Here is a 21,031-nt window from a genome sequence, read left to right as displayed (position 1 = left end):
TCACTATGAGTGGCAATATTTTCCCAACAAATCCCTATAGAGCATCCAGAGATAAAGGCTATCTCTCAAATACAGCGCTGATTTTAGCTGCATTTGCCAGCGCATTTTTCCCTAGAATTATTCAATCGATTGGTGCCCCATCACCAATTAACTTCTTACACTTCTTCATTGTGCCGCTAGCCTGCATCGTCGTTTTTCTACGCTGCCGCAGAACAAGCTATAAACAAGTTGCTATTACCCGCTCTCTTTTTGTTGCCTTATACGTCTATTTTGGCATCAATGCTGCCAGCGCCTTTCTCAACAACGCGGGGGCTGTCAACATATTCTTGAATTTTATGATTCAAGCGGAACCATTCATGGTGCTAATTGCCATTATTTACATTCCGCTAAATGTTCAAAAACTAGGGCAGTTTAGGACTTGGGCACTGAGATTTTTCTTGCTAAACCTAGTGATTGCCTTGATTCAAGCCATTGGTCTCTACAGCGGTATTATGCCCTATCCAACAATGACCATGGAAGATAATGTGCAGGGAGTATTTTACCTTTCTTCTGGCGGCCATGTGGTCTCAGCCTCTGTCTCCTTGATCTACGGGCTGTACTATTTCACTAAGCAAAATGTGCCCTTGGCTTGGACTCGATACCTTGTTCTTTTTGGTAGCCTACTGCACGTTTATTTGGCCGATTCTAAGCAGACTATTCTTGTTGGTATCGCCGCCTGGATACTGCTGATCATCAGTCGATCAACGGATATTAAAGCCACTCTAAAATACGTAATTATCGCCACTATAGTTCTTTACTCGTTCTATTGGTGTGTTTATAACGTGGATGCTCTACAGGCTTACCGCACCTGGATTCGTCCTGAAATCTACGGCCCTGACGGTGATGCAACGGTGCAAAAGCTGTTTCCTGTTCGTAATATTCCTACCTACTACACATCCCTACTCAACTGGTTTTTGGGGTTGGGGCCGGGGCACACCTTAGGCCGCATTGGCGGCTGGATGATTCGTGATTATGCCAGTATTTTGGCCCCTCTAGGGGCTACTCGTCACCCGGCTAGTCAGGCTGCTTGGAACGTGTGGAACGGAAGCTACCTAGATTCCAGCTTTTTCTCCCCATTCTGGGGCTTTGTGGGAATTTGGGGAGATGTTGGTTTTCTAGGTTTAGGTACATACTTGACAATTTGGTGGATTGTTTGGACGAGGGTGTGCAAAGACGATTTTTCTCGATTTTTGGTGCTCAACGTCTTGGTCAATGGATTTATCTTTACAACTATGGAAGAGCCTGGGTTTATGCTCTCTATGGCTGTGCTGCTCGGCTTGAGGTGGCACGAGCTCAATCCTCGCCAGTCTGCCCCCACTCGCGAAACGCTATTTGAAGGGGCAAACATGTATTTGACCTAGAGATCGGCTTTCTAAGGTGAAACTCCCTCAAGGCGGCGATAAATTTCAAGAAGTTTCCGGTTTAGGCAATGCCTGGGTGAAGAGAGGAGAAGATCGCCTGAGCAACTCGATTGACTGGGTGTGTGGTTGACCGATAGCCACATCAAAGGGGCGATCCCCAGTCCCTTGCGCCAGTTGAACCTCCCCCTGATAGACCTGATCAGGAGCCTTACTGCTAACGTCTATAGCTCAATGTCTTTATCTATATTAATTCGATGACCAGCATGTCTAACGCTACCTATGTTTCGCTGCCGCGGGCTAACTCCCATACGTCTAAAATTTTCTTAATTCTTGGGCTGGCCTGTATTGTTGGCTTTGTTATAAATATGGCGACTTTTGCGATTCCGCCCAACCCAATGGCACTAGAATGGCGACTTGTTTTTTTGCAGCAAATTGGCAACCGCAGCATTTTATTATTCTTGGGTACAGCGATGCTGCTTTACAGCCTGCTAGATCTTCCTTCATTGGTTAAACCCCTTGCCCTGGCTTGTTTAATAATGGGGATTGTGCTGCCACTATCCTGTGTGCTGCTGGTACGTGACCATTTAGTATTGCAGACCCAAACTATGACCTCCATCGACAATCAGGCACAGGCGCTGCAAACCCAAATTCAAATTGCCGAAAACGATCCAAGCCGACCGACTGAGGTTACTCCTGAATTATTACAGCAGGCCATGGCACAGGTTGAATCCCAAACAGATTCTTTGATCCAAAATGCCCGTAACAATACTACAAAATCTATTGTGGCTAATGCCGGCAACCTAATTGTTATTGGCCTAGGGCTAATCAGCCTTGGCCGGTTCGGGATAAAACAGACAGTCTAAAAAAAATCTCTCGTCCCCGGTCTAATTACTTTGCTGATATGAAAGCACAGCACTATTTAAAACTTGCTGGACTATGGATAATATCCCTCGCTAAGGATTACCACGGTCGTTTTATTTTACTTGGGCTCAGCATTGGATTATTTTACTTTCCCATTTGGGTAGGGTATTTGGTGCCTAAGGCATTAAGGGGCAAAGTTGGCTGGTTTTTGATCGCCTGTATGCTGCTGCTGGCTGGTGCCGAACTTTGGAGCCGGCGGCAAGTGCTTCAGAATCTCAAGGCTTCCGCAGAAGATCAGCTTTTGGGACATCTAATGATTGTCTTTGGAGCGGTTCTGTTTCCCTTTTGCCGATTTGACATCTGGCCGCAGGCATTCTTGTGGCTAATTATTTTAGCTGGCATGGCTTGTAGCACCTGGGGGGCCAGCATATTTACAAAATTTGTGCTGCCATCGATTTTTATTGGTATTACGACTTATCCACGCATTGGCTTAATTTCTCGATTTATTTGGGATTTTATAACACCTTATCAATTCCTTGAAATTAAAATGGCGCAGGCTAGTAGTCTGGCTATGCAGGCAATTGGCTTTCCGGCTACTCACCAAGGAGTTTATATCACATTCCCTGAGGGAGCTGTGCAGGTAGGTTGGGGATGTAATGGTTTAGACATGGCGCTTTCTATCGCAGCAACGGGTCTGTTCATGGGCATACTCTACAAGCAAAATCGAGTGCAAATGGCAATTTTAATTGTCATTGCTATGGTTGTTTCCTTGGCATTTAATATTCCTCGACTAATGTTAGTTACTCTGGCCCATGTTTATTGGGGGCCGTGGTGGTTTGATTTTTGGCATGGCTTTTGGGGCGGGCAAATTTTTGTAGGTTTGCTGCTCACCCTCTATTACTACGTGATGATGGCCATGATTGAACGCAACAAAGCTCGGCCAAACGCCTCTCACTAGAACACTTGCCCCAAAAGCTAACTACGACTCTGGTTAGAGCGTCGTTCTGAGCATCAGTTGAACAAAGTCTGCTTGGGAGGGGCTCCGGCCATCGAATGCCTTTAGATCGCTTTCTATGAATTTAGGATAAACGGCTTAAAAATGTGCGGATTAGCAGACTGGCCGTAGAAATACGTAGTTAGCCAATCTGAGCCGTTTAATTGGCGGCTGAGACGCCTAACGTGGCGTAGGTGTACCGAATACCGGCAACACATCTCTCTTAGTAGGGTTATTCTAATGGTCAGTGCTTCCAATCCTCTATCTTCTAACTCTCTAAATGGCCAGGCCATCGCCCGCATTGTTGGGTGGACTTGCGCGCTTGGGTTTATGGTTGACACAATAGCCCTCACTTTCCCGCTAGGGGCAGGTGCAGCCTGGCGGGCAGGCCTTATGCAGCAGATGAGCGATCGCAGCATTGTGCTGTTGATTGGTATTGCGCTGCTACTCTACGGTATTTGGGAGAGTCCGGCCTTGCGTAAACCGCTGGGCTTTGTTTCCTTGAGTTTAGGAACTCTATTTTTGCTGCTTTGCATGCTGGTTGTGCGCGATAGCGTTTTGCTTCAGTCCCAGGCGGTCGAGTCTATTGGTACTCAGGCAACCCAGCTGCAAACCCAGGTTGAGCAAAATCGATCTGACCCCAGTGCTGCTCCCAATGCTACTCCCGACGATTTTGCCGAAGCTCTGCGGCAAATTGATGCTCAGGCTGCGAGTCTAAAGCAAAATGCCAAAACCAGTATTACTAAAGCCGGAATCGCTAGCACCAGCAACTTTGTGGTGGTGTCCGTTGGCTTGCTGAGCCTGGGCCGTCTGGGTATGGGAGCAGGGGGCGGATCGAGAACCCGCAGCGTTAAAAAGCTGCGGAAGCAAGCCTAACTACTTAATGGCGAGGGGGAGCTTGCTGCTAATTTCAGAAACTTGAGCAGTTACCAGCCTCGCATTGGCCCAAACCATCCATTCAGTATGCTCTCTTTATCTCGCTGGCAATTGTTGTAGCCCGCCAGTGGCATAACCATATCGACCAATACACATTGTGATTGCTCATGCATCAAGTGCTGGGATTGGGTTTATTTACGCTGGTCATGGTGGGGCCAATACCGCTTTGCCTAGTGCTGTCAAAGCCAGGGGGGGTGACGCAAGTAGCCCTGACAACCCTAACTCTCTGGAGCCTAATGCAGGTCGGACTAGGTCTCGTTTTAGGCAGTCTGCATCACCTCGCCTTAGGACCCGTTTTGATAATAGAACTTGTCCTGGCCGTAGTGGGGCTGGGGATGTTTTACGTCCGACCAAAGTCACGGGTTTACCTACGACAGACAATGGCCCGAGTTTGTCAACTTCGACTCCAGCCAGAGGAAGGTCTGGTGATTGCTGCTCTAGCTTTTGTGGCCGTTGTATTGCTAGAACGCGTTATCACCCAGCCATTTACCAACTACGATACCCTTTGGTTTCACGGCCCAATCGTGGCTCGGTGGTATCAAACTGCTGCTTTCTCCCAGCTAGACCCTCTTGGCCACTGGATCATTGAGCACCCCGATGCCCAAGTCTATCCTTACAACTGGCACATTCTTTTTCTGCTCTGCCTTTTGCCCCTTGGGCAAGACAGTCTATTGGCTTTCCCCATGCTGTTGGCCTGGTTGATGCTGGGGCTATCTGTATATGGCCTCGGTCGACTGACCGAGGCTAAGCGATTCTATAGCCTTGCGGCGGCGGCGCTAGTGTTGTTTGTTCCTTTCGGTTTAAACCATGTTACAACCCTGCAGATTGATTTGCCGCTAGCCGCTGTTTACACGGCCAGTCTCTACTATTTGGGCGCATACGCCAAAACCCGTCAGAGTAGAGATGCTGGCCTATTTTTGGCCATGACGGGCTTGATGGCTGGCATCAAAACCATCGGCATTATATACAGTGCCTTTTTAATAGCATTGCTGGCCGCCATCGAACTACTTGCGCGTCTAAGTTCAGCCCCCAACCGGCCACTGCTTAAACAGCCGCTGGTCTGGGTCGGTATTTTAGCCCTGATCTGCTTTGGCGGGTTTTGGCCCATTAAGCATGCTTTAGAGGCAGATTTCCCTACCGCCAGTGCCCTTGCCCCCAACCTGACTGAAGCCACAGTTCTGGCGGGAGTTGGCCCTGTGATGGCAGAACCCTCTATATGGGCTAACTTAGTCGCCAAAGGAGTTGCACTGCAGCGCACTACTCTAACTGCTCAATTTGACCCGACCAACTTGTCACACTGGGTAGCTATCAGTAGCCAGGCGATCACTCGCCTACAGCTCCCCTTTTTGTTAATGCTGCTTCAGGTTATAACGATTCCTATCGTTATCTTTTCACACCGCCAGAAGGAAAAAAACGCCAAGGTAATCAGCGTTGTTTTTCTAATTTTGCTCACAACATTTTTTCTCTATTGGAACACTCCCTACACCTCGGGAACCAGCGGAGAGATACCAAATCAGTTAGATCCCATGATGGGTAACAATATGCGGTATGGGTTTCCAGTACTCGGCATTTTAGGAGTAGCAACAGCTTTTAGTACATCCCTTTTGTCTAGCAACAAAAATATAATTGTGGGGCTTGTACTACTCTGCAGCCTGTTAGGGGTCACTAGTAGCGCTCTTTTTGATGAAATTAGAGCGATCGCATTTTTGGGAAAAGATGGTTTTTGGCCTGGAAAAATAATCTATGAGTTTAGAGCGGCTCCTGGTAGATCAGTGGGTGTAATTGTAGGCTCTCTAACGCAGATCGATCTATTGAGCATCCTTCTGTATGCTTTAGCGTTTGCAGGATTAATGGGTTTTCTTATTTATAAACGGAGGATCTACAGCAGTAATCTATTGCACTACAGATGGTTAACACGTTCCCTAAAATCAATCTTTTCAGTTTCTCACCCCCTAGCGTGTGGCATAGGCTGTATCAGCTTACTCTGCCTCTCAATAATACATTTGCAGAGTCTTCGAGACATCAACCGCATAGAAATCTACCAAAATATTGATGGCGTGCTCGAGCAGTACCAAGCTTCCACAGAGCACGTAGCCTACTTTGCCAGCCAACGCAGCTATCTTTTTTACGGTAAACATTTCAACTACTCTGTCATTCACCTACCGCCGTCAGGCGAAAACCTCAACGACTGGATTAATAGCCTTCGCCAAGTCGGAGTAACGTTAGTTGCAGCTGGGCCAGTGCCAGCCTCAGACTACTGGTTTCAGGTGCTATCGACCCTATCTGCACCCGGGGGGCCACTCAAACCGTTGTCTAACCAAGAGCCAGATCGGGGGCCGATGCTATATCGCCTAGAGGCGGCGTAGGGAAGCCTGCTAAATGACACATTGAAGCTGCGATCGCACTCACTAGTAAAGCTCAGTTTGAAATTTCCAAAATATCCTCACTTTAAGGTAGGCAAATTGTACTTTCCATAAAGTCTTAGGAGAAATTGCGGAAGGGACAAGAGAAGCCAGAAGAGCTAACTAGAGCTTTGGAAAATCTTTAAATGCCCCTATGCCTAATCCACTACTGCCAAAAATATCAATCATTATTCCGGTCTACAACGGTAGGTCGGCCTTAACAGCTTGTGTTCAAGGTTTGAAGCAATATCTGCCCCACCGCTCAAATTCTTACAGAGTGAAGAGATCATACCAGGAAAATTTTACTGATGAAAAGTGGAATCAGCGGCAGCGGTGGTCTAACAAGCCGACTAATGAAGCTCATTCATCCAGGCCAGATATAGCTTCATCTATGCTGTTTTTTTAGCGGCTCAGGTTGAGATATCGTCATGTATTATCAAATTCTTGAGACCGCGTTTATCCCAGAAAAACCTCTAGTTTCAGTCATTATTCCAGCTTATAATGCCGAAAAGTTTATCGCCCAAACTCTGTTTTCAGTACTCAACCAAACCTACCATTCTATTGAGATATTGGTAATCGACGACGGCTCCAGTGATCGCACACCCGAAATTGTGAAAACCCTCGCCCAGCAATATAGCCAGATTCAGCTATTGAGGCAGGCTAATGCGGGAGTAGCGGCGGCCCGAAATCTAGGTATTCAGGCTGCTCGGGGAGAGTTTATTGCTCCTATTGATTCAGATGATCTCTGGCATCCAGATACCATCGCCAAGTTACTGAATCAGTTTGACCGTTCCTGTTCCAAGGTCGGAGTGGTGTATGCCTGGTCGGTCGATATTGACGAGCAAGGGCAGTTTACAGGCGGATTTCATGCAGCCGTCGTAGTAGGTGACGTTTACAAAACTCTAATTTGCCACAACTTTTTGGGCAACGCTAGCAGCACTCTAATTCGCAAGTGCTGCCTAGAGCAAGTAGGAGGTTACAACCCTCTGCTCAAAGCTCAACAAGCTCAAGGATGTGAAGACTGGGATTTGTACTTACGCTTAGCTGCGCAATACTCTTTTGCAGTTGTACCAGAGTTCTTGGTGGGCTACCGCAAGCAAACCACAAGCATGTCAGGGGATTATCACCAAATGGCGCGATCGCAGCAGCTTATGCTAAAAACCGCTCAGCAAAACCATCCTGAAATTCCGGGGTTTCTTTATCGACTATCGCGCAGCAGCTTTTACCTGTATCTGGCTCATCAATGCCATAGTCAGGGGCAGGCTGCCAACACATTGCTGTGGCTGTGGCAAGCACTTAAAATCGACCCAATAACTCCTCTGGGGCGACCCGGTTTTTACCAGTTGCTAGTTATTAACCTGCTCCGACTAGGGCTTGGCTACAACTACCTTCCTACACGGGAGGTAGCCAACCTTTCTGATAAAAAAGCATCAATCTCAGGTTTACCTTACAGTGCAGTATCCATAACGGCATCCCCTGTAGTTCTCCGGGCCAGTCACCCAAAGGTGTGGGTCAAGGTGTGGGTCAACGGAATTTTACACCGCACTTTGCAGTTCATCTAAGTTGACTGGTTGAATTCGTCATTCTTAAGTCTGGAATTGTCTCTATGCTATATCCAATTAAAGTTGTTGATATCGAATTAAGCCAACCCATTCCTACGATTGAGGGGTTGGAGGGCTATATGGGTCTGCAAGGGTTGGTACGTTTGCACGGTGTGCCCCTAGGTTATGTGAAAGCCCCAATCTCGCTGGGTAAATGTACCGCCGCGACGTTGGGCAAGCTGATCTTAGAAGAGCATAGCGAAGCAATTATTGGTCAATTGCTTAAGAACGGTTTGGCCTCACCCCACCGACCAGCAGACTTTAAATTAGAGGATCTGCTTGATTTGCCCCCTGTCGAGTACGACGGCGAATGGCCACTGGTGACGGTGGCGGTTTGTACGCGCGATCGCCCCGATGATATCAAGCTTTGCCTAGAGGCTATTGCCCAGCTTGACTACCCCAATCTTGACATTTTGGTGGTAGATAATGCACCTACTACAGAGAGAACTAAAGACCTGATTGACCACCATTATTCTCAGGTGCGTTATGTGCATGAGCCACGCCCCGGCCTAGACTGGGCGCGCAATCGCGCTATTTTAGAAGCCAAAGGCGAGATTATTGCCTATACCGATGATGATGTGGTGGTGGATCGAGGTTGGGTAAAGGCAATTGCGCTGACCTTTTCAGAACATCCTGACATTATGGCGGTAACGGGGCTAGTCGTTCCTTATGAGTTAGAAACTGAGGCCCAAGTTTTATTTGAAAATTATGGTGGATTTGGACGTGGATTTGAACAAAAAAGGTATCACACTAATTTAGGCGAACCAATGCCTTGGCAGTGGCTAGGGGCAGGGCAGTTTGGTACTGGCGCTAATATGGCTTTTCGAAGATCAATATTTGAGAAGATTGGATATTTCGATCCAGCATTAGATGTTGGTACACCTACCAACGGCTGTGGTGATTTAGAGATGTTCATTCGGGTCATCAGATCAGAATACGTCCTGATTTATGAACCACAGGCAATGATCCGCCACCGTCATCGGCGAGAATATGCCCAACTAAAGCGTCAGATTTCTTTTAACGGAAGCCTTTATGCTCTGTGGTCAAGCCTTGCAATTACCTATCCTGACCTACGTATTTCCTGCTTAAAAATTGGCATATGGTGGATGTTTTACTGGAATATACGCCGTACCGTCGTGGCTTTTATCCATAAAACTCAGTTCCCTAGGGATTTGATACTGGCTGAATTTCGAGGGGCATTTGCTGGGTTTACAGCATATCAAACAGCTACTCAAAAAGTTGATAATGTTGTTCAAGAGCATAGCTGGCAAACAGAAAAACCTTTACCTATTCACTATCATCCTGTGTTAAATCAAAAACTAAAAGCTAAACAATCTGGAGCAATTGCCATTCGACAAATCGAACTAAGCCGACCGTTATATTCTCTCAGTGATTTAGAAAATCACTCTAAAGTTCGCATCTTTGTTAGCTGGAATAATAGTCCTTTTGGCAGCTTTGATTACAGAAATAACTATCGAAATATAGCTGTAGCAAGTCTTTGTCAACTTATCGTGAGTCAGTTTGGAGCCAACTTACTTGACCCATTTGGGAATAGTGTGGGCAAGGCAAATTTGGCGCATTCAATACATACAATTATGTCAAAGTATGGCATATCGCCCCAAGATTCGATTGCCTCCTTGCCCGACTCTATAACAGTTTCTGTGGTTATTGCTACCTTCGATCGCCCAGACGATCTCCGTAACTGTTTAAACCATTTACAAAACCAGAATACCCGCCGATTAATTGAAATTGTGGTAGTAGATAATCACCCTGATTCTGGGTTAACTCTGCCTGTAATTGCAGATTTTCCAGCAGTTATTTTAGTACGTGAACCTCGACAGGGGCTAGCTTATGCCAGAAATGCGGGATTCGTTGCTAGTCGTGGCGATATCATCATCGCAACGGATGATGATGTCACCGTTCCTCCTGACTGGATTGAAAATCTAATTACCCCATTCACCCGCCCCGATGTCATGGTTGTAACAGGAAATGTTTTACCCATTGAATTGGAGCATGCATCTCAACAAGCCTTTGAAAATTATGGAGGTCTCGGCCGAGGGTTTAAACCCTTAGAAGTTGGAGGTTCTTGGTATGACCTGTTTCCTTATAAGCCCTCTCCTACTTGGTCTTTAGGGGCAACAGCAAATGCTGCTTTCAGAGCAAGTATTTTTTGCCACCCCAATATTGGCCTCATGGATGAAGCTTTAGGCCCCGGCATGCCCTCTGGAGTTGGCGAAGATACTTATTTGTTCTATAAGGTTTTGAAGGCTGGATATACTATTATTTACAATCCCAAGTCCTTTGTCTGGCACAAACATCGTAAGACCCGAGAAGCTTTAGAGCGACAACTCTATGGCTACAGCAAAGGTCATGTATCTTACAATCTCACTACTTGGTTAAATCATGGCGATTGGAGAGGACTGGCTCAAGTTCTTCTAGGTTTGCCCTACGCCCATTACTATCGAATTAAGGAGCGTTTGCTGAAGCGGAGCGACTATCCATTTTCCTTGATCTGGCTAGAAATTTGTGGCAATTTAGCAGGACCATGGTCTCTGTGGCGATCGCGCCTACGTATTCAGCGAGAAGGACGGAGTAAAGCCTATATCCCAGTGCAAGAACGTCTTCAGTTAACTCAGGAAGAAGCCATTCTTCAGCCAGAATACCAATCGGCCCATGCCTCTAGTCTGATGCCTTAGCCCATATTGCTATTTCCATAACCCATCACACTGGATTCATATGATAAGAAAGCCCAGAATGCTCAAGCAAGATATGATAGCTAACTGGTTCTTATCATTTGGCTATCTTTGGGATCTGCTGCGATCGCTAGTTGATCGCGACATGAAAATCATGTACAAGCGCTCCACTCTGGGGATTGCCTGGACATTGATCAGTCCATTGCTCCAGTTGTTGGTTTTTGTCTTTGTCTTTCAAGTCATCATTAAAATTGATATTCCTCAATATTCCTCCTACGTCTTTACGGGGCTACTCGTTTGGAACTGGTTTCAAAATTCCTTATTTCAGGCGGCTGGCATTATTATCAGCAGTCGTCCACTCATTCGACAACCGGGTTTTCCAAACGCCATTTTGCCTATTGTTGTCGTCACCACAGGCTTAATTCATTTTGTATTAGCGTTGCCTGTGCTATTTGTTTTTTTGCTCATTGATGGGGTTCGGCTCACACCTATACTGCTAGTATTACCGCTAATTCAAATTATTCAATTTGCCCTCACTGTCACATTTTCTTATTTTCTTGCATCTCTTAATGTCACTTTTAGAGATACTCAGCATACCCTGGGTGTGCTGCTTCAGTTTTTGTTTTATCTAACCCCTATTTTTTATGAGATAGATAACATCCCCGATCGATACTGGTTTATCTATGGCCTCAATCCGATGGTGCACATTGTCACCAGCTATCGACAGATTTTAATGTGGGGCACACAACCCGACTGGCTAGCCCTAGCTATTATCTCTAGCATAGTTGCTGTGCTCATGCCTCTGGGCTACAACCTCTTCAAACGTCAAAGCTTACGATTTGTAGAAGAAATTTAAAATGGGTGCTGCAATTCTGGTTGAAAACTTAGGCAAGCGATTTCATCGCTACCATGCCAAAAAGCCCGTCACCCTTATGGAGGCGGCGCTGTCGGGGCTGAAGCGCATTCAGCCGATGGATGACTTTTGGGCCTTGCGGGGCATTTCCTTTGAAGTAGCCGCAGGGGAAATGCTAGGCGTCATTGGCCACAACGGTGCTGGAAAATCTACCCTGCTGCAAGTATTAGGCAAAGTCGCCCACCCCAACGAGGGGCGCATTAAGATGCGAGGGCGCGTGGGCGCACTGCTCGACCTGGGAGCCGGGTTTCATGGTGATTTGACTGGGCGAGAGAACGTCTTTGTGTCCGCAATAGTCGCCGGGCTGCGGCAGCGTGAAGTAACTCGCCGCTTTGACCGGATCGTTGAGTTTGCAGAGCTTGAGAACTTCATCGACAACCCAGTGCGCACCTATAGTTCTGGCATGATGATGCGGCTGGCTTTTTCGGTAGCTGTGCACACCGACCCAGATATTTTGCTAGTGGATGAGTTTTTATCAGTAGGAGATTTAGCCTTTCAGAGTAAATGTCTTAGCCGCATTGCCGAGATGAAGACCCGGGGTTGCGCCATTGTACTGGTGTCTCATGATGCAGGGCAGGTGGAAAGGTTGTGCGATCGTGCTCTCTGGCTCAAAAAAGGAACTGTGATGGCCTATGGAGAACCGGCTGTAGTTGCTGGGCAATACACTATGGAGATGCGATCACAAACCCAGCGGCGCACCCCCTCCCATCATCCAATCCAACTCTCTTCATCAGGTACAGAATTGCGTGTTAACGAAAACCGCTTTGGCTCTATGGAGGTTCAAATTGTCGATGTCAAACTATTGCCGACTAGCGAGATTGATCGTGGTGACAGGATAAATATCGAAATAGAATACTTGGCTTCACAACCAGTTGAATCACCGATATTTAGTGTTTCTATCAGTCGGGAAGACGGCCAAGTTTTTTTTGATAGCAACACGCAAAACATGGGTTCTGTTATACCAATAATTCAAGATAGTGGCAAGATTTGGCTAAAAATAGAACGATTAGATCTAGTAGGCGGAGCCTATTTTGTTAATGTAGGGGTTTACGCAATAGATTGGAAATACGCCTATGATTTTCACTGGCATATTTATTCTCTGATAGTACATTCTAACATCAGTGAAACCGGTATCCTCAGTCCTCCTTGCCAATGGGAAATCAGGAACCTGACTCGTCCAAGTATAAGAAACTAATTTTCAACTGAGAAAAGCAGGAGATTATTGCAAAATGCTAAAAGTTTTTTTGAAGAATGTCCAGGAAAAATACTTGTCAAAGAAAGCTGAACTGAATGCTTACACATCCTATCCAGACTGGGCTGCTCATGAGCCCCAGCTAGTACCACCTTTAGAATTGATGCGTTCTGAAGGCATCCAGTGTTTGGAAGAATGGTATCGTTGGGCAGAAGAATGGAGTATGTTGTTGCGAGTTTATGGAGGAATTACTCAAAGTAGTAAAGTTCTGGAGATTGGTTGCGGGCTGGGCAGAATTGCTTTTCCTTTGAGATATATTTTGATATCAGACGGATCATATGACGGATTTGAGATTTGCCAATTCAAAGTCAAGTTTTTAGAGAAAAATTTTCAGCAAGCTTATCCTAAATTCCGCTTCGTTTGGGCTAATATACATAATACTTTTTACAATCCAAAAGGAGAAATAGAGGCTAAGAACTATCATTTTCCTTATGAAGATAATTCCTTTGATATTGTTTTTGCAGCTTCTGTGTTTACCCATATGCTACCTGACACTGTTCAAAATTATTTTCAGGAAGCCTTTCGTGTTTTGAAGCCAGGGGGAAGAGCTGTATTTAGCTTTTTTATTTTAGATAATTATTGCCCTAAACAGCCTAGACCTTTAGGATTTTCACGATCTGATTTTGATTTTGATCATTCCTATAGTTTATACAAAGATGAGTTCAGAATTGTTTCACCACAGAACCCTGAATATATGACAGCCTACCGACGCAGCTTAATTGAACAGTTTGCTGCTCAATCTGGGCTAAAAATAAAACAATCTCCAATTCCTGGCTTATGGTCCGGAAGCCACTCTAATTGGGTAGGATCGCAAGATGTAGTTATCTTGGAGAAACCTGTTATTGAACAGAAATAAAACGCTTAAGAATTGATAGTTTTGGCACTATAAGTTGTCCCTAGTGTTAACTAAAGCTGATAGTTTAAGCAATTTTAGATGTATTTTTTATTGACGATAGAGTTAGGAGTCTTGTTAAACTTTTTAACCATCAAGCTCAATGTGATTTTGGATTTGCAGGAACAGCTATCGCCAAGCCGTGGGTTGGCATGTATAGCCATAGCCAACATTCTTCAGACGTTTTGCTTGTATCGATACGTAATTATTTAGGTCTTAGACACCACTTCAACTGCAACCTTGCAAGTACTCCAAATCTGGCCCAGAGGGAATAATACCGCCCGGATTGAGCGGAAACAGATTGCCATAGTAGTCGCGTTTGACCGCCTCAATGTCGCAGGTCTCTGCCACCCCCGGCAGTTGGTACATGCGCCGCAGGTAGGGGCCAAGGTAGGCATAGTCTTGAATACGGCGGCGATTGCACTTAAACAGACTGTAATAAACCACATCAAAGCGAAACAGCGTGGTAAACAGTCGCACATCCGCCAGCGATATCGCGTCGCCGCAGAGGTAGGGGCGATTTCCCGCAGGGGATGCTGCGCCGCCCAGTGCCCCGTCGATCGCATCCAGCGCATCAAACAGTTCGGCAACGGCGCGATCGTAGGCGGCCTGGGTTTGGGCAAAGCCGCAGCGATAGACGCCATTGTTAACGGCGTGGTAAGTGCGCTCGTTCCACTGGTCAATGTCGGCCCTTAAAGCTTCTGGATAGAGGTCAACCTCTGGCCGTTTAGCCCATTCGTTGAAGGCCGCATTCAAAATGACGATGATATCGGCGCTTTCATTGTTAACCATGCTGGCCGTCTGCGCATCCCACAGCACCGGCACCGTAGCGCGACCCCTATACCCCGGCTTGGCCTGGCGGTAAAGTTCTGGCAACGTGCGGCAGCCGCGAAAGGGCTTTTCAAACACCCAACAGCCTTCGTTGGGGGAAGGAACAACAGGCAGAATTGATATAGTCCCCTCCAACCCCTTCAGTGCCCGCGTCACCAAAGTCCGGTGCGCCCACGGACAGCCCAGGCCCACAATCAACTGATAGCGATTCGCATCGGGGGGATAGGCGCCATCGGGTGTAACCCACTGGCGAAACTCACTCTCGGGCCGCTGGTAGTCACCGCCCTTGCTGCTGGGAGCCATCTGACCCATCATGGTCTGCCACAGCGTTGTCCAGATCTGTTTAGCGGTGCGAATCAACAACCCCGGCGGAAGACCAGCCATGACGTGCTTGCCGTAGAGAATGCCTTCACTATACCGAGGTCGCAGGGCTCCCATCAAAAACCCCTCCTTGTGACGTTAAGACGAGTTCTCAAGGGGCCGCTGACACCAGGCCAGCAATGTGCCCCGGCGTTGGCTGAGATTTTTTTATAGGCAGTGGGCTAGGTTCTCAATCAGGCGATCGCATTCCTCAAGCGTGTTGTAGTGCACCATGCTGACCCGCACTACCCCCTGATTCGCCAACAACCCCAAATCTTCGATCAGCCGCAGCGCGTAAAAATGGCCGTAGCGAATGCCAATATTCTGGGCATCGAGCCGGGGCGGAATTTGGTCGCTGCTGACCCCCTCCACTACAAAGGAAATGGTTGAAACCCGCTCCGTCGGGTCGGCGGTGTCTCGGCCGATAATGCGAACCTTAGGCCGACTGTGTAGAAACGACAGCAGCCGTTCATTGAGTGCCCCTTCGTGTTTTTGGATCAGATTAAAGGCCTGATCGATGGAGTCGGCATCGCCAGACGCTCCGTGGTGTTGGGCCAGGGCTTCGAAATAGTCGGTAATCGCCGTAAGACTGTAGCTCAGCTCGTAGCTGCTGCCCCCGGGCTGAAACTTGTAGGGGATGGCCGTGTCGTCAATAAAGTAGTGGTTGTAGCCGGGCAGGGCCAGCAGCAGCTCTTTTTTGCCGTAGAGCAGCGCCATGTGGGGGCCGTAGACCTTATAGAGGCTGAAGGTATAGAAATCGACATCCAACGCCTGCACATCGACGCGGCGGTGGGGGGCAAAGGCGACCCCATCGACACAGATCAGCGCGCCGTGGGCGTGGACGAGATCGGCGATCGCCCGCACCGGATGAATGCTGCCCAAGACATTCGACGTGTGGGTGACGGCGACCAAGCGAGTTTTGGGCGTCAGCAAGGCCTCCAGATCCGCCAGATCGAGTTCAAAGGTGGCGGGGTTCACCCGCCAGATCTTGACCACAATGCCCTCGCGCTCTAGCTCCACCCAGGGGCTAATGTTGGCCTCGTGGTCGGCATTGGTGACGACAATTTCATCGCCCGGTTCGAGCGTGGGTCGAAAGCACTGGGCCAGCATGCGCAGCAGCGCCGAGGTGCTCGGGCCGAGCACCACCTCCGCCGGGTCGGCGGCGTTGATCAGCGTGGCCATGGCTTTACCCCCCGCCGCCACCCGCTCCGTCGCCAGCTGCGACACGGCGTAGCTCGCCCCCAGCTGCACGTTCGACTCGTAGAGAAATTCGGTGATGCGATCGACCACGGGCTTGAGAATCTGCGAGCCGCCCGCATTGTCAAAAAAGACCCAGTCGCCCGCCAAAGCAGGGAACTGCTGACGAACAAAATCGAGATCGAGCGCAGCGGCGGAATTGTGGGTAAGGAGCAAGGTCTAACGTTCCAAATAGTGCTTTGAGGGGCTGTTGCTAACAAGATGAGCCGATCTGGGTTGACCGCTCAAGCTTCCCAATTCTAAAGGCATCTCAAGGCGGTTTGGGGCTTGAGCCTCCCGAGAGGTGAGAACTTGGTAACGATTGGGCAGCGATCAAAAACACCGGGGGCAATTTTGGCTTGCCACCCTTAGTTTGGTAGAATCAAGAGCTTGCTAACAAAACACCGCAGCCCGTCAATCTCAAGGAGAACCCCATGGCCCGCATGTACTACGACAGTGACGCCAATTTAGATTTGCTCAACGGCAAGACCGTGGCCATTATTGGCTATGGCTCCCAGGGCCATGCCCACGCCCTCAACCTCAAAGACAGCGGCGTCAACGTCATTGTGGGTCTCTACGAAGGCAGCAAGTCTGCCGCCAAAGCTGAGGCCGAGGGGCTCACCGTTAAGCCCGTCGCCGATGCCGTCAAGCTCGCCGACTGGATCATGATTTTGCTGCCCGACGAAGTGCAGCGCACCATTTATAAAGAGGCGATCGCCCCCAACCTCGAAGCGGGCAACGTGCTGTTGTTTGCCCACGGCTTTAACATCAACTTTGGCCAGATCGTGCCCCCCGCCGACGTAGATGTGGTGATGGTCGCCCCCAAAGGCCCCGGCCACCTGGTGCGCCGCACCTACCAAGAGGGCCAGGGAGTGCCCTGCCTGTTTGCGGTATATCAAGATGCCACGGGTCAGGCCCGCGATCGCGCCATGGCCTACGCTAAGGGCATTGGCGGCACCCGTGCTGGCGTGCTCGAAACCACCTTTAGAGAAGAGACCGAGACCGACCTGTTTGGCGAGCAAGTGGTACTCTGCGGTGGCCTCAGCGAGTTGATCAAAGCCGGGTTTGAAACCCTGGTGAATGCTGGCTACCAGCCCGAATTAGCCTACTTCGAGTGCCTCCACGAAGTGAAGCTGATCGTGGATCTTGTTGTGGAAGGCGGCCTCGCCAAAATGCGCGACAGCATCTCCAACACCGCCGAGTACGGCGACTACACTCGCGGCCCCCGCATCATCACCGATGAGACCCGCGCCGAAATGCGCAAGGTGCTGAAGGAAATTCAGACCGGCCAGTTCGCCCGCGAGTTTGTGCTCGAAAGCCAGTCGGGCAACGCTGGGTTTACCGCCATGCGCCGCCGCGAAGCCGAGCACCCCATCGAAGAAGTGGGTAAGGATCTGCGGGCGATGTTCAGCTGGCTGAAGAAAGCGTAATTGGGTATGTAGGGGCACAGCAGTGCTGTGCCCCTACATAAACCTAGGCTTCCACCTTCACCTTGTTGCTGTAAAACGCCACGTAGCCCTTGATGTTGTTCGCAGCGGGTTTGGGTTCGGCGTAGTACCAGGCGGCACCAGAATTGACATTGCCGTCAACAACAATGTCGTAGTAGCTGGCAGTGCCTTTCCAGGGGCAGCCGGTGGTCTTGCTGATGGGCTTGAAGTAGTCCATATTCAGCGAGTCGGGGGGGAAGTACTGGTTGCCTTCGACAACCTCGCAGGCGTCGCTTTCGGCTAGCACAACGCCGTTCCAGGTAACTTTAGCCATGGGATACTCTCCAGATTTTCTCTTCAGACTATAGCGAATCAGGTAAGGGGTGACGCAGGCGGAGATCCCCCCTGCCCCCTTTTTTAAGGGGGGTTATGTGATGGGTCTTTAACAGCGAGAAACTGGGGGGATCAGGTCTCGCCTAGGAAGCATCCAACCAAAATCGAGAATCGAGAAACGCTACAGCATTCGACTCATCGTTCTTTGCACAGCCATGCTCGATCAGTCCCAAACCCCTATTCTCTCCGCGTTGCAGAGTAGCAGTCGCCGTCCCCACGCGGCGTTCTATGCGCCGGGGCACAAGCGGGGGCAGGGGGCATCGCCTCGGCTGCGGGAACTGCTGGGAGCGGCGGCGCTGGCGGCGGATCTGCCGGAACTTCCGGAGCTAGACAATTTGTTTGCCCCGGAGGGCGTGATTCTCAAAGCTCAGGAACTCGCTGCCGAGGCGTTTGGGACCGCTGGCCCTGAAGGGCCGGTCTCTGACCATCGCACCTACTTTCTGGCCAATGGTTCGACCTGCGGTATTGAGGCAGCGATCCTCGCCACCTGCGGCCCTGGAGAAAAGATTATTGTGCCGCGCAACGCCCATCGCTCGGTGATTGCAGGGCTGGTGCTGTCGGGGGCGATGCCAATTTTTGTGGCTCCAGAGTACAGCTCAGAGCTGGGGCTGGCATTGGGAGTGAAGGCGGAGGCGATCGCAGCCACCCTCGACCATCACCCCGATGCCCGCGCCATTCTGCTGGTGTCGCCCACCTACCACGGCATTTGTTCCGATGTGGGGGCGATCGCCGCCCTTGCCCACCACCACGGCATTCCCTTACTGATAGACGAAGCCCACGGACCACACTTTGCCTTTCACCCCGACCTACCGGCCTCGGCCTTAGCGCTGGGAGCCGATCTGGTGGTGCAGTCAACCCACAAGGTGCTGGGGGCACTCAGCCAGGCGGCAATGCTGCATACACAGGGGAACCGCATCGAGCGATCGCGCCTGCAAGCGGCCCTCCAGCTTACCCAATCCACCAGCCCCAATTCGCTGCTGCTGGCATCGTTGGATGCTGCCCGTCACCAGATGGCCACCGAGGGCAAGGCGCTTTTATCGGAGACTTTGACCCTGGCGCAGCACCTGCGAACGGAACTGGCTACGATCCCTGGTCTGCGGGTGATCGACAAACCGGCGGTGACGGCATTCTCCAGCGTTAGCGATCTAGATCTAACTCGGCTGACGGTGGATGTCTCGGGTCTGGGAATCACGGGACTAAAGGTCGATGAAATTCTCCACGAAGAGCTGGGCGTCACCGTCGAGCTGCCGGAGCTGCGGCACCTGACCTTGATTATTAGTCTGGGCAATACAGTGGCGGATGGGCAGCGCTGTATCGCTGGGTTGCGTTCGCTGTCTAAGCGCTGCGCCCCGCAATCGCTGGCCGAGCGCAGCGCCAAACAGAGTCTCTCCGTCGAGACATGGCATCAGCCCACCTCAGGCTATGCGGACACCCTATTTACCCTGCCGCAGGTGTCCCCCCGCGAGGCGTTCTTTGCCGCCACAGAAACCGTCGGGGCGGAGGCTGCCCTGGGCCGCATCAGTGCCGATACAATTTCGGCCTACCCCCCAGGCATTCCCGCCATTGTGGCTGGGGAAATGATTGGTAAAGGGGCGATCGCCCATCTCACCGCCATCAAGCAACAGGGTGGCTACATTACCGGCGGCGACGCACCAGAGAAATTCCGGGTTTTAGCCCAAAAGCAACCACAGTCTGTCCCTAGATAGGCTTGTTCTTCGGTTGATAGACCTATGCTTAAAGACGCAGACCTAGAAAAACTCTCAATATCCCCGGCTGTATACTGAATACAGCTCTGGTGATGCGCTCTTAAAGGATCCTTGGGCATCATGGCTCTACCGGAATTGGTGACGGCAACTATTACTCGTCTGAGGGATCTTCTCAGGCAGCAGCTCAGCCAGCGGCTGGCGGCAGCAGACGGGTTTGGCGCACTGCTGGGTCGAGAAACAAACCCCGATCTATCTAGCCCCAGCGTCATCATTGAGTACATTGTGCCCAATACAAAGAATTGTGCCTTTCGCAGCTGGCACCGCCGCATGGTCAAGACAGCTCAGCGTTCTGAAGGATTTTTGCGGGCCGATCGCTATCGCCCTCTGGCCGTCCAGAAAGACTGTCTTAAGTGGCACACCGTGCTGCACTTCGAGCAACCTCACCATCTCAAACAGTGGTTGCAGTCGAGCGATCGCGAAGCCCTGCTAAAAACGGGGCGCGATATTTTTAAATCCTACAAATTCACCTCCTTTGAGACTGACATGCAGGGCTGGTTTAGCGACGAGTCTGGGGAAGAGCTGACCGGGCTTGGCCCCCCGGCCTGGAAGGAGATTTTGGTGGTGGTGCTGGGGCTGTACCCGATCATCATGGTGCAGGGCTTCATTCTGGAGCGCCTGGGCGTGTTTGAATCGTGGGATCCCGCTAGCGCCATGCTGGCCAACAATCTGATTACCACCTGCATCTTCACCCTGATCGTGATGCCTCGCATTGTGCGGGTGCTCAACTTTTGGCTGCGGCCCGCCCACCGCCGTTCTCCCCTGCGAACAGAGGTGGTGGGTACCGTTGTCACCGTGCTCGCCATGGTAGCGATGGTCTATTTCTTCAACGAAATCGCCTAGGCAAAGGGGCTTCAGCGGCGAGAGTATCCCAACTAAAAAAGCATCCTCTCCAGGACGCGAACTCAGCCTATTGGGACAGTCGCGGCGAAATTCTGGATAGGTAGTTATATAGCTATAGCCACTTAGGTTAGGACGCGGCTTGCTTGAGGACGGCCTCAATGGCAGCCCGCAGACCATCATCATGAGGAAGGGCTTTTCGAATCCGGCTTTTCAACCACCCCCAGCACTTTTCAA

The 21,031-nt window shown here is 50.0% G+C and carries 16 protein-coding genes; 13 read left to right on the top strand and 3 right to left on the bottom strand.

From position 1 onward, the window contains the following. Window positions 1-5: 5 nt before the first annotated feature. From VB780_RS08550 to VB780_RS08505, 10 genes are all read left to right on the top strand, one after another. Window positions 6-1,400 carry a hypothetical protein gene (locus tag VB780_RS08550; protein ID WP_323350715.1) on the top strand — a complete coding sequence of 465 codons (1,395 nt, stop codon included), beginning with the start codon at window positions 6-8 and terminating at the stop codon, window positions 1,398-1,400. Between the two features lie 254 nt (window positions 1,401-1,654). Further along, window positions 1,655-2,263 carry a hypothetical protein gene (locus VB780_RS08545; RefSeq protein ID WP_323350714.1) on the top strand — a complete coding sequence of 203 codons (609 nt, stop codon included), beginning with the start codon at window positions 1,655-1,657 and terminating at the stop codon, window positions 2,261-2,263. A gap of 38 nt (window positions 2,264-2,301) precedes the next feature. Continuing rightward, entirely contained in the window at window positions 2,302-3,219 is a 918-nt protein-coding gene (gene crtC, locus VB780_RS08540; protein ID WP_323350713.1) for a cyanoexosortase C, read from the top strand. 276 nt (window positions 3,220-3,495) lie between these two features. After that, window positions 3,496-4,131 (top strand): HpsJ family protein, encoded by a 636-nt coding sequence (locus tag VB780_RS08535; protein ID WP_323350712.1) that lies wholly within the window; start codon window positions 3,496-3,498, stop codon window positions 4,129-4,131. 485 nt (window positions 4,132-4,616) lie between these two features. Further along, entirely contained in the window at window positions 4,617-6,557 is a 1,941-nt protein-coding gene (locus VB780_RS08530) for a glycosyltransferase family 39 protein (protein ID WP_323350711.1), read from the top strand. 464 nt (window positions 6,558-7,021) lie between these two features. Then, a complete protein-coding gene (locus VB780_RS08525; protein WP_323350710.1) occupies window positions 7,022-8,155 on the top strand; it encodes a glycosyltransferase family A protein in 1,134 nt (377 codons plus the stop codon). Between the two features lie 44 nt (window positions 8,156-8,199). Continuing rightward, the gene (locus VB780_RS08520) at window positions 8,200-10,890 is read left to right on the top strand and encodes a glycosyltransferase (RefSeq protein ID WP_323350709.1); all 2,691 of its coding nucleotides are present in this window, start codon (window positions 8,200-8,202) and stop codon (window positions 10,888-10,890) included. A gap of 58 nt (window positions 10,891-10,948) precedes the next feature. Beyond that, window positions 10,949-11,743 (top strand): ABC transporter permease, encoded by a 795-nt coding sequence (locus VB780_RS08515; RefSeq protein WP_323350708.1) that lies wholly within the window; start codon window positions 10,949-10,951, stop codon window positions 11,741-11,743. A 1-nt stretch (window position 11,744) separates the two neighbouring features. Beyond that, window positions 11,745-12,995, top strand: coding sequence for an ABC transporter ATP-binding protein (locus tag VB780_RS08510; protein WP_323350707.1), 1,251 nt, complete (start codon window positions 11,745-11,747; stop codon window positions 12,993-12,995). A 34-nt stretch (window positions 12,996-13,029) separates the two neighbouring features. Further along, window positions 13,030-13,908 carry a class I SAM-dependent methyltransferase gene (locus VB780_RS08505; RefSeq protein ID WP_323350706.1) on the top strand — a complete coding sequence of 293 codons (879 nt, stop codon included), beginning with the start codon at window positions 13,030-13,032 and terminating at the stop codon, window positions 13,906-13,908. Window positions 13,909-14,172: 264 nt separating this feature from the next. Here VB780_RS08505 and VB780_RS08500 read toward each other — a convergent pair whose 3' ends face one another. Next, on the bottom strand, window positions 14,173-15,213 hold the full coding sequence (locus tag VB780_RS08500) for a glutathione S-transferase family protein (RefSeq protein ID WP_323350705.1): 1,041 nt from the start codon (window positions 15,211-15,213) through the stop codon (window positions 14,173-14,175). Between the two features lie 90 nt (window positions 15,214-15,303). Continuing rightward, a complete protein-coding gene (locus tag VB780_RS08495) occupies window positions 15,304-16,548 on the bottom strand; it encodes a cysteine desulfurase-like protein (protein ID WP_323350704.1) in 1,245 nt (414 codons plus the stop codon). A 257-nt stretch (window positions 16,549-16,805) separates the two neighbouring features. Here VB780_RS08495 and ilvC point away from each other — a divergent pair, with 257 nt between their 5' ends. Further along, the gene (ilvC, locus tag VB780_RS08490; protein ID WP_323350703.1) at window positions 16,806-17,801 is read left to right on the top strand and encodes a ketol-acid reductoisomerase; all 996 of its coding nucleotides are present in this window, start codon (window positions 16,806-16,808) and stop codon (window positions 17,799-17,801) included. Between the two features lie 43 nt (window positions 17,802-17,844). On the opposite strand, the gene VB780_RS08485 is transcribed toward ilvC, so the two are convergent. After that, window positions 17,845-18,132 carry a DUF427 domain-containing protein gene (locus tag VB780_RS08485; RefSeq protein ID WP_323350702.1) on the bottom strand — a complete coding sequence of 96 codons (288 nt, stop codon included), beginning with the start codon at window positions 18,130-18,132 and terminating at the stop codon, window positions 17,845-17,847. 214 nt (window positions 18,133-18,346) lie between these two features. Here VB780_RS08485 and VB780_RS08480 point away from each other — a divergent pair, with 214 nt between their 5' ends. Together VB780_RS08480 and VB780_RS08475 are read left to right on the top strand one after the other, a co-directional pair. After that, window positions 18,347-19,897, top strand: coding sequence for an aminotransferase class I/II-fold pyridoxal phosphate-dependent enzyme (locus VB780_RS08480; RefSeq protein ID WP_323350701.1), 1,551 nt, complete (start codon window positions 18,347-18,349; stop codon window positions 19,895-19,897). Between the two features lie 120 nt (window positions 19,898-20,017). Continuing rightward, window positions 20,018-20,797: a hypothetical protein gene (locus VB780_RS08475; protein ID WP_323350700.1), complete on the top strand. Its 780-nt coding sequence runs from the start codon at window positions 20,018-20,020 to the stop codon at window positions 20,795-20,797. Window positions 20,798-21,031 lie beyond the last annotated feature (234 nt).

This window comes from Leptolyngbya sp. CCNP1308 (assembly GCF_034932455.1).
In the GTDB taxonomy this organism is placed as follows: Bacteria; Cyanobacteriota; Cyanobacteriia; order Phormidesmidales; family Phormidesmidaceae; genus Nodosilinea.
The sequence above is the reverse complement of the archived record's forward strand: the minus strand, read 5'-3'. Positions and strand labels throughout refer to the sequence as shown.

What these genes read in the sequence shown, in the direction of transcription:
- VB780_RS08510 (WP_323350707.1), top strand. Translation starts at nt 11,745, where the DNA reads ATGGGTGCTGCAATTCTGGTTGAAAACTTAGGCAAGCGATTTCATCGC.
- crtC (WP_323350713.1), top strand. Translation starts at nt 2,302, where the DNA reads ATGAAAGCACAGCACTATTTAAAACTTGCTGGACTATGGATAATATCC.
- VB780_RS08550 (WP_323350715.1), top strand. Translation starts at nt 6, where the DNA reads ATGAGTGGCAATATTTTCCCAACAAATCCCTATAGAGCATCCAGAGAT.
- VB780_RS08475 (WP_323350700.1), top strand. Translation starts at nt 20,018, where the DNA reads ATGGCTCTACCGGAATTGGTGACGGCAACTATTACTCGTCTGAGGGAT.
- VB780_RS08485 (WP_323350702.1), bottom strand. Translation starts at nt 18,132, where the DNA reads ATGGCTAAAGTTACCTGGAACGGCGTTGTGCTAGCCGAAAGCGACGCC.
- VB780_RS08520 (WP_323350709.1), top strand. Translation starts at nt 8,200, where the DNA reads ATGCTATATCCAATTAAAGTTGTTGATATCGAATTAAGCCAACCCATT.
- VB780_RS08515 (WP_323350708.1), top strand. Translation starts at nt 10,949, where the DNA reads ATGCTCAAGCAAGATATGATAGCTAACTGGTTCTTATCATTTGGCTAT.
- VB780_RS08480 (WP_323350701.1), top strand. Translation starts at nt 18,347, where the DNA reads ATGCTCGATCAGTCCCAAACCCCTATTCTCTCCGCGTTGCAGAGTAGC.
- VB780_RS08535 (WP_323350712.1), top strand. Translation starts at nt 3,496, where the DNA reads ATGGTCAGTGCTTCCAATCCTCTATCTTCTAACTCTCTAAATGGCCAG.
- ilvC (WP_323350703.1), top strand. Translation starts at nt 16,806, where the DNA reads ATGGCCCGCATGTACTACGACAGTGACGCCAATTTAGATTTGCTCAAC.
- VB780_RS08500 (WP_323350705.1), bottom strand. Translation starts at nt 15,213, where the DNA reads ATGGGAGCCCTGCGACCTCGGTATAGTGAAGGCATTCTCTACGGCAAG.
- VB780_RS08525 (WP_323350710.1), top strand. Translation starts at nt 7,022, where the DNA reads ATGTATTATCAAATTCTTGAGACCGCGTTTATCCCAGAAAAACCTCTA.
- VB780_RS08545 (WP_323350714.1), top strand. Translation starts at nt 1,655, where the DNA reads ATGACCAGCATGTCTAACGCTACCTATGTTTCGCTGCCGCGGGCTAAC.
- VB780_RS08505 (WP_323350706.1), top strand. Translation starts at nt 13,030, where the DNA reads ATGCTAAAAGTTTTTTTGAAGAATGTCCAGGAAAAATACTTGTCAAAG.